This window comes from Nakamurella sp. PAMC28650, assembly GCF_014303395.1.
Lineage (GTDB): Bacteria > Actinomycetota > Actinomycetes > Mycobacteriales > Nakamurellaceae > Nakamurella.
The window spans coordinates 5,291,279-5,307,123 of the sequence record NZ_CP060298.1 but is presented as its reverse complement, the minus strand read 5'-3'; the positions used below and the strand labels follow the sequence as shown (position 1 = coordinate 5,307,123).

General features: G+C 67.4%; 12 protein-coding genes and 1 pseudogene. 9 read left to right on the top strand and 4 right to left on the bottom strand.

Going from position 1 to position 15,845, the window contains the following annotated elements:
• Window positions 1–2: 2 nt before the first annotated feature.
• The 4 genes from H7F38_RS23965 to H7F38_RS23950 all read right to left on the bottom strand — a co-directional run bounded on the left by H7F38_RS23965 (window position 3) and on the right by H7F38_RS23950 (window position 6,373).
• Window positions 3–2,201, bottom strand: coding sequence for an Rv1355c family protein (locus tag H7F38_RS23965; protein WP_187092093.1), 2,199 nt, complete (start codon window positions 2,199–2,201; stop codon window positions 3–5).
• Window positions 2,198–2,941, bottom strand: coding sequence for a hypothetical protein (locus H7F38_RS23960; RefSeq protein ID WP_187092092.1), 744 nt, complete (start codon window positions 2,939–2,941; stop codon window positions 2,198–2,200). The genes H7F38_RS23965 and H7F38_RS23960 overlap by 4 nt, the downstream gene beginning before the upstream one ends.
• 320 nt (window positions 2,942–3,261) lie before the next feature.
• Complete coding sequence (locus H7F38_RS23955; RefSeq protein ID WP_187092091.1) at window positions 3,262–4,659, bottom strand: IS1380 family transposase; 1,398 nt, start codon at window positions 4,657–4,659, stop codon at window positions 3,262–3,264.
• Between the two features lie 244 nt (window positions 4,660–4,903).
• Window positions 4,904–6,373, bottom strand: coding sequence for a PucR family transcriptional regulator (locus H7F38_RS23950; RefSeq protein ID WP_187092090.1), 1,470 nt, complete (start codon window positions 6,371–6,373; stop codon window positions 4,904–4,906).
• 163 nt (window positions 6,374–6,536) lie between these two features.
• Between H7F38_RS23950 and H7F38_RS23945 the strand changes: the two genes are divergently transcribed.
• The 9 genes and pseudogenes from H7F38_RS23945 to H7F38_RS23905 all read left to right on the top strand — a co-directional run bounded on the left by H7F38_RS23945 (window position 6,537) and on the right by H7F38_RS23905 (window position 15,824).
• On the top strand, window positions 6,537–8,006 hold the full coding sequence (locus H7F38_RS23945) for an APC family permease (protein WP_187092089.1): 1,470 nt from the start codon (window positions 6,537–6,539) through the stop codon (window positions 8,004–8,006).
• Window positions 8,003–8,710: an SDR family NAD(P)-dependent oxidoreductase gene (locus H7F38_RS23940; protein ID WP_187092088.1), complete on the top strand. Its 708-nt coding sequence runs from the start codon at window positions 8,003–8,005 to the stop codon at window positions 8,708–8,710. The genes H7F38_RS23945 and H7F38_RS23940 overlap by 4 nt, the downstream gene beginning before the upstream one ends.
• A 61-nt stretch (window positions 8,711–8,771) precedes the next feature.
• Window positions 8,772–9,482: an SDR family NAD(P)-dependent oxidoreductase gene (locus H7F38_RS23935; protein WP_187094951.1), complete on the top strand. Its 711-nt coding sequence runs from the start codon at window positions 8,772–8,774 to the stop codon at window positions 9,480–9,482.
• Window positions 9,483–9,541: 59 nt separating this feature from the next.
• A pseudogene (speB, locus tag H7F38_RS26810) lies at window positions 9,542–10,512 on the top strand (agmatinase).
• Entirely contained in the window at window positions 10,509–11,387 is an 879-nt protein-coding gene (locus H7F38_RS23925; protein ID WP_187092087.1) for a polysaccharide deacetylase, read from the top strand. The pseudogene speB and the gene H7F38_RS23925 overlap by 4 nt, the downstream one beginning before the upstream one ends.
• Window positions 11,388–11,487: 100 nt before the next feature.
• Complete coding sequence (locus H7F38_RS23920; RefSeq protein ID WP_187092086.1) at window positions 11,488–12,771, top strand: ArgE/DapE family deacylase; 1,284 nt, start codon at window positions 11,488–11,490, stop codon at window positions 12,769–12,771.
• Window positions 12,768–13,562: a FadR/GntR family transcriptional regulator gene (locus H7F38_RS23915; RefSeq protein ID WP_187092085.1), complete on the top strand. Its 795-nt coding sequence runs from the start codon at window positions 12,768–12,770 to the stop codon at window positions 13,560–13,562. The genes H7F38_RS23920 and H7F38_RS23915 overlap by 4 nt, the downstream gene beginning before the upstream one ends.
• A complete protein-coding gene (locus tag H7F38_RS23910) occupies window positions 13,552–14,361 on the top strand; it encodes an alpha/beta fold hydrolase (protein ID WP_187092084.1) in 810 nt (269 codons plus the stop codon). The genes H7F38_RS23915 and H7F38_RS23910 overlap by 11 nt, the downstream gene beginning before the upstream one ends.
• Window positions 14,361–15,824: an APC family permease gene (locus H7F38_RS23905; protein WP_187092083.1), complete on the top strand. Its 1,464-nt coding sequence runs from the start codon at window positions 14,361–14,363 to the stop codon at window positions 15,822–15,824. Before H7F38_RS23910 ends, H7F38_RS23905 begins: the two co-directional genes overlap by 1 nt.
• The last annotated feature ends 21 nt before the right edge of the window (window positions 15,825–15,845 follow it).

Below are 15,845 nucleotides of genomic sequence, written 5' to 3'. Positions count from 1 at the left end.
GTTCAGTCCGGATCCGGTGCGGCTACCGTGGGGGCGCGGTCCAGCCGTTGACTGCGCACCGCCGGGGGCGGAGTGTCGTGACTGAGGCGAACCACCAGGACGATCGCATCCTCGTCGTCGATCCCGGTGAGCTCGTTGAACCGTCGCTGCAAGGTGCGCAGTTCCGGGTGGAAATCGGGGGACAGGGCCAAGAGATCCGCCTCGGATCTGGCGTAGAGGAATACCGGTGACACCGGCTGCACGGCCAGTCCGGCCTGCCCGGCGCGGATCCAGAACTGTTCTGCCGCGCGGCCACCGCGCAGATAGTCGGTGGGTGTGTCCGCGTCCACGGTGAGCACGGCGACGGCGGAACTGGAATTGACGCGGTCCCGGGTCGGATCGCCCAGGGCCGCGCCCAGGTTCCAGGATGCCAGTTGCGCCATCACGTCCGTCCGCCCTGCTACGGCCAATTTCGCCAGATCGGACTCGTCCAGCCCCAGGCTCTCTACCTCAATTCCCAGCGAAGTACGTTGTGGACCCGGCCATTTGAGTTCACCGATCATCTGTTCGTGCAGAAGCGGCGTGAGAAAGCGGATGCGGTCGGATGCGGCCAGGACGTCAGCCAGGGCCGCGATCCGGCCCGGCTCGGTGATCAGGTGCAGGTGCGCGCCGGCGGCGCCTGCTTCCCGCTGCCACGCCGTGATCATGGGCTGGGCCACAGGCTGTCGTCGACCGATGTTCCGGTTGGTGATGCGCTGGACCATGGACGGGTACAGGTCGGCCAGACGCGGGTCGCTGCCCGCGGTGAGGACGATCGAGACCACCAGGTCCGATTCCGTTCCCTGCGGGAACTCGGTGAGCCCGGCCCGCATCTGGTGGCGGGCTGCGGCGACCTGGGCGTTGAAGGTGGCGGCGCCGATACCGACATAGCTGCCCCGGAAGCCGACATCCATTGCAGATGTCCGACCCCTGACCATCCGCACATCGATCCCGTCCGGTGTCGGCGTCAGCCTCCACGGTTGACTGTTACCGCCGGAAGGGGCAAGTGCGATGGCATGGGCCACCGCGTCGAGCGGTGAGCACGGCACCTGTTCGGTCAGGTCGATACCGGGCGCCGCGGGCGTCGTCGGGGACACGGCCGCGGGCCCGGCACCCAGGGTGTCCAGCGCGTGCTCCAGATCGACACGGATCCGACCCGACGGCAGTTTCCAACCGCGACCGAATCGCCGGACCGCAGCCGCGACCGTGGCGCCGCCCAGCTGTACATCGCCTCCCAGTTGCGGCCAGGTGGAGACCGTGTGACCGATCTCCACCATGGACGCGGCCATGCGGGCCGACAGTTCGTTCGTCTGCAGGATGCGCATCACATGGGGCGCTTTCGCGTGGGTGGTCAGTCCGATCAGCGAATCGGGATCCACCGGTCCCAGCAGGCCGTGGAAAGGTTCCCGCTGTCGCTCGACATCGAAGCGCTCCACGTCGAAGAGGCCACGGTCGCTGGTCTCCATGAATACCGGTATCCGTCGTTTCCGGGCCTCCTGACGTACTGCTACCTTGATGTCGAGCGAATCACATTCCTCGATCACCAGGTCGAGCCCGTCGAAGAATTCGGCCATGTTGTTCTGGCTGATGCCGCTCGTGAGGACGTCGGTGGGCAGGTAAGGATCCAGCTCGGCGATGCGGCGTGCCAGCACCACTGCCTTGTTGATGCCGATATCGAAAATGGTCGCGGGAATCCGGTTCAGGTTGGCCAATTCGATGGTGTCCTGATCGGCCAGCCGCAACCTCCCGCAGAGGCCCTCGAGCGCCAGCGTGTGAGCAATGGAATGTCCCACGCTCAACCCGACGATGCCGATGTTCAGCCGGCGAAAGCCGTCCTGTTCCCGAGCAGTGATCTTGTGGCGATTCCGATCCAGACGCAACCGCCGGAAATTCACCGGGCCCGGTATTTTCACCAGGGTCCGGCGCCACGGATACCACGCCCACTGTTCGGGCTCGTCGAGTTCCGCCGGGCTGACCGCCGGCAGCAGGGCCGCCAACTCTGCGGCGATGGTGGCGGACCGGTCGATGACGATGATGTCCCCGGTGGCCCGCAGGTGAGCGAGCATTCCCCGGTGCAACTGATTTCCCTCGGACAGCATGACGGCGCGGTGGGCATCGGGATCAACACCGGCGACCGCACCGGTGTCGCGTCCGGTAGCGGACGTGTCGGAGACGGTGGTCATCGGGCGGCCGGCGTCGCGGTCGCGTGCCCGCGGGCCGCGGAGCCGAGCAATTGTTGCAACTCCCGTTCCATGTTCCAGTTCTGGTCAGCGGAGATCAGCCTGGATATCTCCTGCCGGTCCCACCACATCAGCCAGGTCAGATAGCGTTCGTCCGGGTAGGGAACCGGGCTCACGCCGGTGCTGACCACGCCGCCGCTCGACCGCCACCGAGGAAGGGCGTGCGAAGCGGCGGTGCAGAGCGCGTAGCGCACTTGCAGCAGTCGTAGGACATGCACGAAGGCGCGGGACATCGTCGTCGTGAGTTCACCGTGCCGCGCCGCGCCATGTTCGACCCAGACCGCTTTGATCTCGACGACACCTTCATCCATGCGCTGGACGAGCTCTTTCCGGAGTTGATCGGTACCCTTCCGCCCGGCCCATTCCCGGAGCGCGTACACCTGCTCGACCCGCGAAAACGGCCCCTGAGCCCGCAGACCTCCGACCACCTGCCCGTTCGGATCGACAGCCGCCACGAACACTGCGGTGGACTCACCGGTGGCGGCCTCGTCGAAATTGACCGCCTGTTCGACTCCGTACCGGCGATAATTGCGCCGGGCGCCGCGGAAGTAGTCCTGCCAGAGCGCCGGCTCGTCCGCCGGCCGGGCCACCACAAAAGTCCGGCCGGAACCAGCGTCCTCATAGCTACCGAGCACCACGGGCGCCCCCGAGTGCAGCCAATTTACCGCACTTTCAGCAATCATGAGGGCACTATAGGCGTTTACCCCTTAAAACCCCAACCATAGGCCACGATGTTCAATATCGGTTTTCAAGCACCATGAGCGACAACTACGGCATCCTTGTCATCGGTGCCGCACCAGAGCCGAAAGCCATCTACGACCATGGGCTCTAGCCTCAATCTTTCGTGAGACGCCCGGCCTTTCCTCGGCGCGATAGATCTGGTGTTTCGCACCGACGGGCATGTCTGCGGGTTCGTCGAAGCCCCGGTGGGTCACCTGGGTGGGTGCCGGATTCCACGTTCCGGGGGGTTTGTCTTCTTGCTGGCCGGGTGGGTTGTTGAAGGTCAGGTCGGCGCCGGCAGCTGGGTCAGCCGGTCCAGGGCGGTGGTGAACAGGTGCCGGTGGGTTGCGTGACCGGACAGGTGCAACCAGACCCGGCGGCTCCGCCGGGCGATGGTCGCCGCCACGGAGAACAGCTGCAACCGCAGCCGTTTCGGTTCCCAACGGCGGGCGCCGGTGCCGGTCAGCGCGAGCATCTGCAGCCACGCGGTCAGCTCCGTAGCCAACTGGACGACAGCGACCCAGATCTGATTTTGCGCGAACGCAGTCAAGGGCAGGTTCCGCAGGCCGGTGTCTTTCGCGTTGCGGATCCGGTCCTCGCAGCGGGCCCGGTGCCGGTGCCGCAACTCCAGGTCCGCCAGCTGCCCACCAACAGTGTTGGTGACGAACGCGGTCAGCCGGTTGCCGCCTGAGTCGGTGAACCGCAGCTGCGCCCCGGGGTGCGGACGTTCGGCCCGGACGATCACCCGCATCCCTGCCGGCCACGTTGACAGGTCCAGCAGGCCGGTGAGTTCGGTGACCCACGCCCCGTCGCGGACCTTCCCATCGCCGTCGTAGGCCGGGGTCCACCCTTGGTCGGGGATCAGGTTGATCTTGTCGACGATGTCCTGCGTCAGCCCGAACCCCACCGAATACGACAGGCCCTGCCCGGCCAGCCACTTCAGGTATTCGTGGGTGCCGCCGCCACTGTCGGCGCGGACCAGCACCTTGCGCCCAATCCGGCCACCGCGGCGGTTGAAGGGCAACTGCCGCAACGCATCCTTGGTGACCGCGATGTGGTCGGCGGCGGTGTTGGACCCGGCCCTTCCGGGGCGCAGCATCATCGACAGCGGCTCACCGGTGCCGTCGGGGCCGTGGTCCACCCACGATCCCAACGGATGGAACCCGAAACCGCGCTTGTAGGTCGGCGCCGCCAGTTCCTTCTCCGAATGGGAGGTGATCAACGTAGCGTCCAGGTCGATGATCAACGGCCGGTCCCGGTCGATTCCGAAGTCAGGGGCGTCCTTCCCGGCCATCTTCCACACCCGTTGTCTGACAGTTGCTCTGGCCTGGTTGATCGCCGCCAAAGCGGCCTGCGGGGTCGCGGCCAACGAGTCGACCAGCCGGGACACCGTCGGGTCGGACGCGACCCGGCCAAACACCGCCGGCTCAGACCGCAACGCCGCGATGTCGGCCAGGCAGTCCCCGCCGATCGCGACGCTGACCGCCAGGTCCAGCAGGATCTTCCCCGGATCCAACACCGCCCACTGCTTGCGCCACGGCGCCAACGCCTCCGACAAAGCCCGGTCCAACCCGACCTTCCCGGCGGTGGTGACCAGCAGCACAGCACCGGCGTGGGACACCACCCGCTTCGCGGTCGTGTCCACTGTCAACGGCGGGTAGAAACCGGTAGGGTTCGGCATCAGAAAGGTGCTCCAGTTTGCTGACGTCGTGGATCTCAGAGACCCTCATTATCGCAGGTCGGGGCACCTTTCCCTCACTCCGAAACGCCCCGTCAGCTATCCGCGTGAAAGCGCGAGGCTAGCCCTCGAAGACCAGATCCTGGACGGCGGGGTCGCGCACCAGCGTCGATCCGAGCATCGGTCTGCCGTTGTCGCGGTAGTGGACCCCGGTCGCGGCCCGGGTCGCCGGTCGGCACGGTGTCGGTCAGCGCCGGGAATTCTGGCGCCTGTCGAATGCCCAGAGCGCGATCGCAAGGGCAACCCGGTCAGCGAAGACGAGTGGGTCGTGGCCGGTGACCCGGTGTATCCGCATCAAGCGATGTCGGACGGTGTTGACGTGCACGTACTGGTCCTCTGCCGTGCGCTGCAGCGATCCCTCGTTCCGCAGGAAACTCCGGAGGGTCTCCAGTGCTCTGGTGCCCTGCAGTTCGTCGGCGGAGATCAACGGCGTGAGCAGCTGGTCGACGAAGGGGTCCAGACGCCCGATCGGCTGCTGCTCCAGGAGGCCCTCGAGACTGGTCAGGCTGGCGGGCCCGACGATCACACCGCGCCGCCGGGAGAGTTGAAGCGCCGCAATTGATTCGGCAATCGCCCCGGCGGCATCGACGAGGGCCACCGATCGGCTGAAGCCGCAGGGCAGCAGCAGCACGCCTGAGGCGGCGGCGACCTCCTCCGCCGTGCGGGTGACGGCCAGCGCGATCCCCGGTGCCTCGCTGATCAGGCCACCGGCCATGTGAACGGCCAGCAGCGGCGCCGAACCGGCCGGCCACGCGGAGATCACCAACGGACCGTCACCGATCCCCAGCTCCTCCAGCATCGGTCGCAGGGCCACGGGATTGGCCAGGCGATCTCCGACCGGCAGGAGAAGTTGGCCCGTGCGCTCTCGTTTCAGCGAATCCTCGACGTTGCGCCCGTGCGACGCCAGCTCGATCACCCTGCCGAGGCGGGCCAGCACCCGGAGACCGGGAGGTGCCCCGGCGCCGGACCAGGTGAAAACTGTGCCAGGGCCGAGTGCGGCGGTGACGAGCACACCGTCGACGGCTCTTTCCGGAGCATCGACCGCGATCGGGCGTCCATCGGCGACCAACGACAGGCAGCCCTCGAGCGTGCGCACCGCCATTGCCATCATCGCAGCAACGGACGCCTGCGATCGCAGACCGTCGAGCAGCTCCGTCAACAGCGATTCGATGCGGAGGTTGTCCCTTCCGGCGGCAAGGGTCCGACGTTCGGCCAGGTATTCCGCAATGGCCAGGAACGGCATCCCCAATGGGGCCTGCAGCAGTGGCAGGTGCGCGGAATGACATGCCTCGACCAGGGCCGGTGGAATCACTTCGTGAACGTCTCCCAGCCCGAAGCAGAGGCCGACTGCGCGGGCCGCCGATGCTGCGCTCACGAAGGTGCGACAGCTCCGTTCGTCGACCAGAAGGGCACCGACCGTGCACACCAGCTCGCCGCCGCGCAGATAGGGCGCCGGGTACAGCAACTCGGTGGTGTGGGTCCATCTGACCGGTAGATCCAGCCGGGCCTGATCACCCGCCACCAGCTCCAGCCCCAGACCGGCCACCTGCAGCAGATCCCGCAGGGACGTCCCGTCCACGGGCCCGTGATCGGTCCTGTCCAGCGCCATGTCCAGCGCCGGATCGGAGCGGCCACCGGCTTCGATCGGATCAGGCATGTCGATCAGATTATCGACAGATCACCGTGCCGGGAACCTTCCGGTAGTAGGAATCTACAACGTTCGGTCACCGGGATGTGGATGGCGAACGCAAACGGCACGAACTATTGAGGTTTCTGCCGATCTGCGGATTATCGGTACCTACAACCCGCCAGGAGGACCGATGCCATCCCTCGCACCTGCCGACCAGAGCCTGAAGCGCGAATTCAGCCTGTGGTCCTCGTTCGCCTTCGCCTTCGCCTTCATCTCGCCGATCGTCGCGCTCTACGGGATCTTCGGGCTGGCGATCACCGCGGCCGGCCCGCGGTTCTGGTGGGGGTTCTTCGTGGTGTTCGCCGGGCAGATCCTGGTGGCGTTCGTCTTCGCGGCGCTCGTCTCCCGGTGGCCGATCGAAGGGTCCATCTACCAGTGGTCACGTCGACTGCTGGGCAGTGGCTTCGGATGGTTCGCCGGGTGGGCCTACACCTGGACCCTGATCATCGCCATGGCGACGGTAGCGTTGGGTGCAGCCGGTTTCATCGCCAACATCGTGGGCATCGACAATCCCACCGGGACCCAGCGTGCCGGCATCGTGTTCGTGATTCTGTTGTGCGGCACCGGGTTGAACCTGGTCGGGCGGCAGGCCCTGAAGATCTTCATGACGGCCAGCATCATCGCCGAGGTGGTCGGTTCACTGGGCCTGGGCACCTGGTTGCTGTTGTTCCACCGCCACAACTCGTTGAGTGTGCTGTTCGACGGCGCCGGAGCGGGCGGAGCGGGCTACTTCTCGCTATCGGGTCCGTTCCTGGTCGCGGTCGCTTTCATCGGGTTCTCCTTCGTGGGATTCAAGAGCGCCGGGGCCATCGCCGAGGAGGTGCACGAACCGCGGAAGAATCTCCCCAGGGCGGTGATCTTCTCGCTGGTCTTCATCGCCGTGGTCGTCATCTACGCCAGCCTGGCCATCATCCTGGCGATCCCCGATCTTGCCGCCGTCGCGCAGGGTACGGTCGCGGATCCGGTCTCCTCGACGCTGAGCAGTGCGCTCGGCAGCGGGATCGCCAAACCCGTCGAGGTGCTGTTCGTCATCGGTTTCCTCGCAAGCTTTCTCGCGCTGCAGACCTCGGCATCCCGACTGATCTGGGCCTTCGCTCGGGACCGGGCCCTGCCCGGGTCGCAGATGCTGTCCAGACTGAGCACCCGCCAGCGGTTGCCAAGGGCCGCCCTCCTGGTGACCACGGTGCTGGGTGCCGTGCTGTTCCTGCTGAGCAACCTCGCGACCAACCCATACACGATCATGGTGAATTTTTCCTCCGGGGGATTCTTCCTCGCCTTCCTGTTTCCACTGATCGGATTTCTGGTACTGCAGGCACGTCGCCGGTGGAGCCCCGGCCCGTTCGCAATGGGTCGGGGATCGATGATCCTGACGGCGGTCGCGACGATCTGGGTCGTCTTCGAGTTCCTGAACATCGCCTGGCCCCGCCGGGTGTATCCGGATCGATACCTGGACTGGTCCGTGTGGATCATGGTGGCAGTCCTGGGCGTGATCGGCGCCGTGGTGTACGCAGCGGTCCGGTCGCGAATCATCAGCGCGAAGGTGATCGACGACGCGGAGGAGGCGGACGAGTTGCTCGACGTCAGCATCTCCGGGCCATGAACGGCGAATTCCCCCGGCCCACGGCGATCGTGACCGGGGCCGCCAGTGGCATCGGAGCCGCTGCCGCCGCCGAACTGAAGCAACGGGGATGGGCGGTGGCGGGACTGGACCTGCACCCGGCGGTGGACTGCGACTACACGGTGCAGGTCGATGTCCGCGATGCGGATGCCGTTGCGGCTGCGGTGGTTTCGATCGAAGACCGATGGGGACCGACTGATTGTGCGGTCTCCGTCGCCGGCTACTACGAAATGCTCCCGGTCCAGGACGTCCGGCCCGAACAATGGACCCGGATGCTCCGGGTCCACCTGGGTGGCCTGTTCAACCTGTGTCGGGCGGTGCTGCCGGGAATGCTGACCCAGGGGAGCGGTTCGGTGGTCGCGGTGTCGAGCGAACTGGCCGTCGGCGGCGGCGGCGGGGACGCCCACTACGCGGCGGCGAAAGGCGCCATGCTGGGTGTGGTCAGGAGCCTTGCCGCCGAAGTGGCCCCCCGGGGAGTCCGGGTGAACGCAGTCGCGCCCGGCCCGACCGACACGCCGCTGCTGGCAGCGGATTCGCCCTGGCGGCAAGCCGAATATCTTCGGAGCCTCCCGCTGGGTCGGCTGGTCGCACCTCGGGAAGTCGCTCTCTGCATCGCATTCCTCACCGAGGAGGGCTCGTTCTGCGTCGGCGAGGTCCTGAACCCGAACGCCGGAGCGGTGATCTGACGTGGCCTGGAATCCGCCGCTCACCGGCAAGGTCGCCCTCGTCACCGGCGCCGCGCAGGGCATGGGCGCCTCCCATGCCCGACGTCTGGCCGCCGCCGGTGCCGCGGTGGCGGTCAACGACCGCGTTACCTCGCCCGAGCTCACCGCGCTGGCCGTGGAGATCGGGGGCGTCGCAGCACCAGGGGATGTCAGCGACCGGGAGTCGGTGCAGCATGTGGTGGCCGACGTCCAGGCCCGGCTGGGGCCGGTCGACGTGCTGGTCGCCAATCATGCCTACATGAGCATGGCCACCCTCGTCGAGGCGGACGCCGAGGACTGGTGGAAGGTCGTCGACACCAACCTGGGGGGCACCTTTCACCTCGTGCAGGCCGTGCTCCCCGGAATGCGCCGACGCGGCAGCGGAAGAATCGTGGTCGTGTCCAGCGAGTGGGGCGTCACCGGATGGCCTGGCGCCACGGCCTACGCCGCCTCGAAGGCCGGACTGATCTCCCTGGTCAAGACCCTCGGCCGGGAGCTCGCGCCGGAGGGGATCATCGTCAACGCAGTCGCACCGGGGGTGACCGACACCCCGCAGCTCGAGGTCGACGCCCGGGAGGCCGGGCTCGGCCTGGCCGAGATGCACGCCATCTACGCCGCCGGCATACCACTGGGCCGGATCGCGCAACCGGACGAGATATCCGCCGTGGTCGCATTTCTGGCGGACTTCCGCCTGTCGGCCATCGTCGGCCAGGTGGTCCAGGCCAACGGTGGATCGACCCGCAGCCGGGCCTGAGACGCCCGCGGGCAGTGCTGGACACCACCGGATGAAGAAGAGGAAGGGATCGATCACCAGTGACCGAGCAACACCAGCACTACCCGGACGGAGTCGTCGGGCAGATCGACGGACTGCAGGTTCCGCGCTATGCGGGACTGACCACGTTCGCACGTCTCCCCCGACTCGAGGACGTCGACCGGTACGACGTGGCCGTGGTCGGCCTACCGTTCGACACCGGCGTCACCTACCGTCCGGGAGCACGGTTCGGTCCGGCCCACATCCGACAGGCCTCCAGACTCCTGCGTCCCTACAACCCCGCCCTGGACGCCGAGCCGTTCCGCACTGCGCAGATCGTCGACGCGGGTGACATCGCCTGCAACCCCTTCGACATACCTGAAGCGCTGCAACAGATCGAACGGGGACTGCGGCCGCTGATCGGTGACGGGCGGCCCTTTCTCGGCCTGGGGGAGACCACACGGTCGCCCTTCCGGCGCTACGGGCCATCAAAGCCGTGCACGGACCGGTGGCCCTGGTGCACTTCGATGCGCATCTGGACACGTGGGACACCTATTTCAACGCCCCGACCACGCACGGCACGCCATTTCGGCGCGCATCGGAGGAGGGTCTGCTGCTCAAGGGCAACTCCGCGCACGTCGGGATCCGCGGCTCGCTCTACGACCGGAAGGATCTGCTCGATGATGCCGAACTCGGGTTCACGATCGTGCACTGCCGAGACATCGACCGCATCGGGATCGACGGGATCGTGCAGCGTGTCGTCGACCGGGTGGGCGATGCCAAGGTCTACGTTTCGATCGACATCGACGTGCTGGATCCGGCTTTCGCCCCGGCCACCGGTACTCCGGAGGCGGGTGGGATGACCAGTCGGGAATTGCTGGCCGTCCTGCGGGGGATGGGCGGGCTCCCTCTCGTCGGGGCCGACATCGTCGAGGTGTCCCCGGCCTACGACCACGCCGAGATCACTGCCGTCGCCGCCGCCAATCTCGCGTACGAACTGGTGACCATCATGTCCACCGGTGGGCGCGGATGAGCGGCCCGGCCGGCCCGGTGTCGTGGCCGGAAGGGAAGAGTTCGGCGGCGTCGTTCAGTTTCGACATCGACGCAGAGTCGGCCGTCCTGTGGCGGGCGCCGCAGAACGCTCATCGGATGAGCGTGATCAGCCACCAGGCCTACGGCCCTCTGGTCGGGGTTCCGCGCCTGCTCGGCCTGCTGGACAAGCACCGGATCCGTTCGACCTTCTTCGTTCCCGGGTACACCGCTCATCGATATCCCTCGGTGGTCAGGGATATCGTCGCCGCCGGACATGAGATCGCCCATCACGGATATCTGCACGAGCAGCCCACCGGTCTGAGCGCTACGGAGGAGGCGGTTGCCCTCGACCGGGGGCTCGAGGCCCTCGAGGAGGTCGCCGGTGTCCGGCCGGTCGGCTACCGGGCTCCCATGTGGGACCTCTCGTGGCGGACCCCGGCGCTGCTCGCCGCCCGGGATTTCCTCTACGACTCGAGCCTGATGGCCGCCGACCACCCGTGCGAACTCGAGGTAGGCCCGGATGCACCGCGATCCGTGGTGGAGATACCCATCCAGTGGGCCCTGGACGATTGGGAGCAATTCTGCTTCCTCCCCGACATCTCCGGCAGCGGACTGATCGAAACACCCGCCAAGGCAAGGGAACTGTGGCAGGCGGAATTCGAGGGTCTGCGTTCGGTGGGTGGCTGCTGGGTGCTCACGAACCACCCGTTCCTGTCCGGGCGTCCCTCCCGCGCCCATCAGCTCGACGAGTTGATGGGCCACGTCAACTCGTGCGCCGACGTCTGGGTGGCGTCGCTGGAGGAGATCGCCCGCCACATCCGCGGCCTCGGCCTCGATCCACGCAGCGTGGAATTTCCCTCCGGACCGGAGAACTGACCGAGGGCCGGACGCGAGGCCCCAACGCCTTCCGCAACGTCGCCGGCGTTGCTAGCATCAAACAACCAGTGATTGGTTCTTTAAGGGAAGGGCGGACCGGATGGACGTTCGGCGCCTCGACGAGGTGATCGGCCGGCTGGCGCCGACCGCCTTCGGGGTGTTGCGCCGGTTGGTCGCCGAGCCGAGCACCGTGGGGCACGAGAGCGGAGCCCAGGAAGTACTGGCCGCGGAGCTGGCGAAGCTGGGATTCGACGTCACCCGGCTCGCCATCCCCGAGACCATCGGCTCCGACCCGGACGCGGGCGTACCGTCCCGCAGCTACGCCGGCCGCTATGACCTGGTCGGCGAGCGCGGCGAAAAGGGCGGCCGCAGCCTTCTTCTCAACGGGCACATCGACGTCGTGCCCGCCGACGATCCGGTCGGGTGGACCAGCCCGCCGTTCGTGGCCACCGAACGAGACGGCTGGCTCGTCGGCCGCGGGGCCGGGGACATGAAGGGCGGGTTCGCCGCCGGGCTGCTCGCCCTGTGGGCGCTGGACGAGGTGGCGCCAGGGTGGCTCGGCGGTCGGCTGACGGTGGTGTCGGCGATCGAGGAGGAGTGCACCGGAAACGGCACGCTGGCCGCCGGCCGCGCCGGCTACACGGCGGAGGCGGCCCTCCTGCTGGAACCCACCGACCTCGACATCCTGCTCGGGGGAATCAGTATCGTGTGGGTGGACATCGAGATCGACGGGCGCGCCGGCCATGCGGAGGCGGCCCTGCGGTCGGTGAATCCGATCGCCGCCATTCCCGCCGTGCTGGTTGCCCTGCAAGAGTTCGAGCAGCAGATGAACGCCGCGCACCGCAGCGCCGGGGACCCCGCGTTCAGCCAGATGATCCATCCCTACAACGTGAACGTGGGGACCGTCCACGCCGGGGACTGGGCGTCCAGCGTTCCGGCGGTGGCGCGGCTGCAGGTGCGGGTCGGGCACCCGGGGAGTTGGAGCAGCGAGGAGACCCTGGAGCGGGTCCGGGCCGTTGTGCTGGCCGGTGTGCGGTCTGATCCGTGGTTGGTGCAGCATCCGCCGCGATGCGCGCTGACCGGATTCCGTGCACAACGGCATGCGCAGGAGCCCCGGGGCGAGTTGGTCGACCTGCTCGCCAGGGCGCACGAGAGCGCGCACGGACGGCCACCGGGTCGGGTCGTGATCGGCTCCACCACCGACGCCCGGTTCTACCTCAACCAGTTCCAGATGCCGGCTGTGGCCTACGGTCCCCGCACACGCAACATGCACGGTACGGACGAGGCGGTCGAAATGGTCGGCATCGTGGAGTGCGCACGGTCGGTGGCCCGCTTCCTGTCGGACTGGTTCGCCCCCGACCCGGCTGCGGTGGAACTGCGGTGACCGTGCCCGAGGTGGGCCTGGACATCGGTGCGCTGCGGCCACTTCCCGCCGAGACGGCCGCGTCGCGAATCGCCGACCGCTTCGTCACCGCGATCGCCCTCGGGCAATTCGTGCCGGGCCAGAAGCTGCCGACGGTGCAACAGCTGGGTGTCCTGCTCGAGGTCAGCCCCACCACCGTGCGGGAAGCCCTGGCCCGACTGGCCGCGCTCGGCCACGTCAAGGTCAAGCGAGGCCGCGGCGGGGGCACCGTGGTCACCGGGCAGTGGGGGCCGGACTCCGATGCGATGGTCCGTCGCACCCTGGAGCCGGACTGGGGTCGGTTGGAGGTCACCCTGGATCTGCGATCACTCATCGAGCAGCAGATCGCGCGCACCGCCGCGCAACGTTGCACCGCCTCAGACGGGCGTCGGATCAAGACGGCGCTGCGCGCCTACGAAAAGGCAGGCGCGGACCGGGAATCCTCCCGGCTGGCCGACCTGGAGGTGCATCACGCCATCGCGGTGGCCGCCCACAACCCGCAACTGACCGACCTGAGCCTGCGCATCCGGCGTGAGGTCAGCCTGGGGTTCGAGGCCGAGCCCTACAACGAGCAGGTCCGGGCCCGCGCGTTGGAGCAGCATCCCTGTCTGGCCCAGGCCGTCCTGGACCATGACCCGGAACTGGCGGCCGCCAGGGCAGCCGAGCACTTCTCCCTGACCGAGACGACCCTCCGGGCGCTGTACACCCGCATCGGGCGATCCCCGTCCACCACTCCATCCCACACCCAGAGAGGCCACCGGCGTGCCCACTGAACGATTGAACGGCAGCGCGATCAACTACCGCATCGAGGGCGAAGGACCCGAGACCGTCGTCCTGGTCAACGGTCTCGCCGACGACCTGGAAACCTGGGCCTTCCAGGTGCCGGCCCTGCTCGCTGCCGGTTTCCGCGTCCTCCGATTCGACAACCGCGGTATCGGGGCCAGCGACAGACCCACCGGCCCCTACAGCGCCCAGCTGCTCGCCGACGACGCCAAAGCGCTGGTCGACCATCTCGGGGTCGCCGACTTCCACCTGATGGGCGTGTCGATGGGCGGCATGGTGGCCCAGCAGTACGCGTTGAGCTACCAGGAGGACCTCCGTTCGCTGACGCTGGCCTGCACCTACGCGGCCCCCGGACCGTTCTGCTCCCGAATGTTCGCGATGTGGGCGGACGCCGCCCAGGTGCTGGGTGTGCCGTTCGTGATGCGGGATGTCACCCTGTGGGCGTTCACGCTCGACTTCTTCCGCACCAGAACCGATGAGCTGGCCGAGTTCGAGACGGCCATGCGGTACATGGACCAGTCGGTCCCGGCCTATCTCGCCCAGCTCGCCGTCATCCAGAACTTCGACACCACGGGGCTTCTGGGCGGGATCAGCGTTCCGACCCTGGTGCTGGCCGGCGAGCAGGACATCCTCATCCCCACCGCATTGTCCAAGGAACTGCACGAGCTGATCCCCGGATCGTCCTGGGCGACGACCCCCGGCGGGCACGGATGCATCTGGGAACATCCAGATCCTTTCAATGCCAGTTTCGTCGACTTCCTGCTGCAGCACAACGGACGGAGCTCCTGATGACGCGGTTCGATGAAGGGGCTCCGCTTGCGGGCACGCTCAGTTCCAAGAAGCTTGGCCTGCTCGGCGTTCTCATGCCGGGCCTGGCCCAGATCGCGCCCGCCTTCAACCTTTTCTTCACCACCGGCGTGATGGCCTCCCTCGCGGGGGCCTCGGTCCCGCTGGTCTTTCTCATCAGCATGGTGGGCATGGTCGCCACCGGGCTGAGTCTGGCTCAATTCGCTTCGATCTATCCCAGCGCCGGATCGTTCGTCACCTACATCACCAGGTCGATCGGCCCGAAGGTCGCGACTGCCGTCGGCGTCATCGCCCTGGTGGGTTACATGATCGCCTTCGGCGGGATCTACGTCTTCGTCGGCAGCTACATCGTCCAGAACGTCCTGAACAATCCCGACATCCCCGGGATCACCCAGATCGTCACCGTTGTCTTCGGCATCATCGTGACCCTGCCCGTCATCGTCGGGCTGCAGTTCGGCATCCGGGCGACGATCGTGCTGTACGTCTTCGAGGTGGTCGTGCTGCTGGCTTTCGGTATCGCCGTGATCGCCCGCGGTGGCGCGCAGGGACTTTCGGCAAAACCCTTCACGTGGCCGACCGGGGCCGGCGCCTCGGACATCTTCGTGGCCTTCAGCCTGGCCGTGCTCGCGTTCGGCGGATTCGAGGCGTCCGCCCCGCTTGCGGAGGAAACCCGCAACCCGCGCCGGAACGTACCGATCGCGGTCGTCGGCTCCGTCGTGATCAGCGGCCTGATCTATGTCTTCGGCTCGTACGCCATCGTCACGGCCTTCGGCGTCGGGAACATGGGCACCTTCGCCGCCGATCCCAATCCGTTCTACACGGCCTCCAAGACGTTCGTCCCGTTTCTGGCCCCGGTCATCACCTGGGTGTTCCTGTCCAGCGTCACCAGCTCCTACGTCGCGGCCAACACCCAGACCTCACGGGTGATCTTCGCCGGAGCCAGAGGCGGACTATGGCCCAGGACGCTGGCCACGATCAGCCCGCGCTTCCGGACTCCCTGGGTCGCAGCCGTCGCCTTCGTCGCGCCCAGCCTGGCGATCGGCGTGATCTCCACCGCCTTCACCGACCCCGCCACCGCGTCGGGCTTCCTGGGTACCTTCGGCATCCTCGGCCTGATCATCATGTACGTCGTCGCGAACATCGCCCTGATCGTGCAATTCGTCAAGCTGCGCCGTGGCGGCATCAGGAAGAACCCCCTGCTGTGGGTCCTCTCACCCGTCATCGGGTTGATCGTGCTCGCCATCCCCATCTGGGGTGACCTGCGACCCGGGCAGGCCGCGCCGTACAACGCGCTGCCTTGGCTCACCGTCGGGCTCGTCGCTCTCGGGGTGCTCTACGTCGTCGTGCTGTCCATCGTCCGGCCCAACGCTCTCGCCCAGGCTCCGGCGCTGCTCGAGGGTGCCGATGCGCTGCAAGGGGACCCACTACCGGATGTGCACGCCTGACGTGTGCCCGGGCGGACCCCC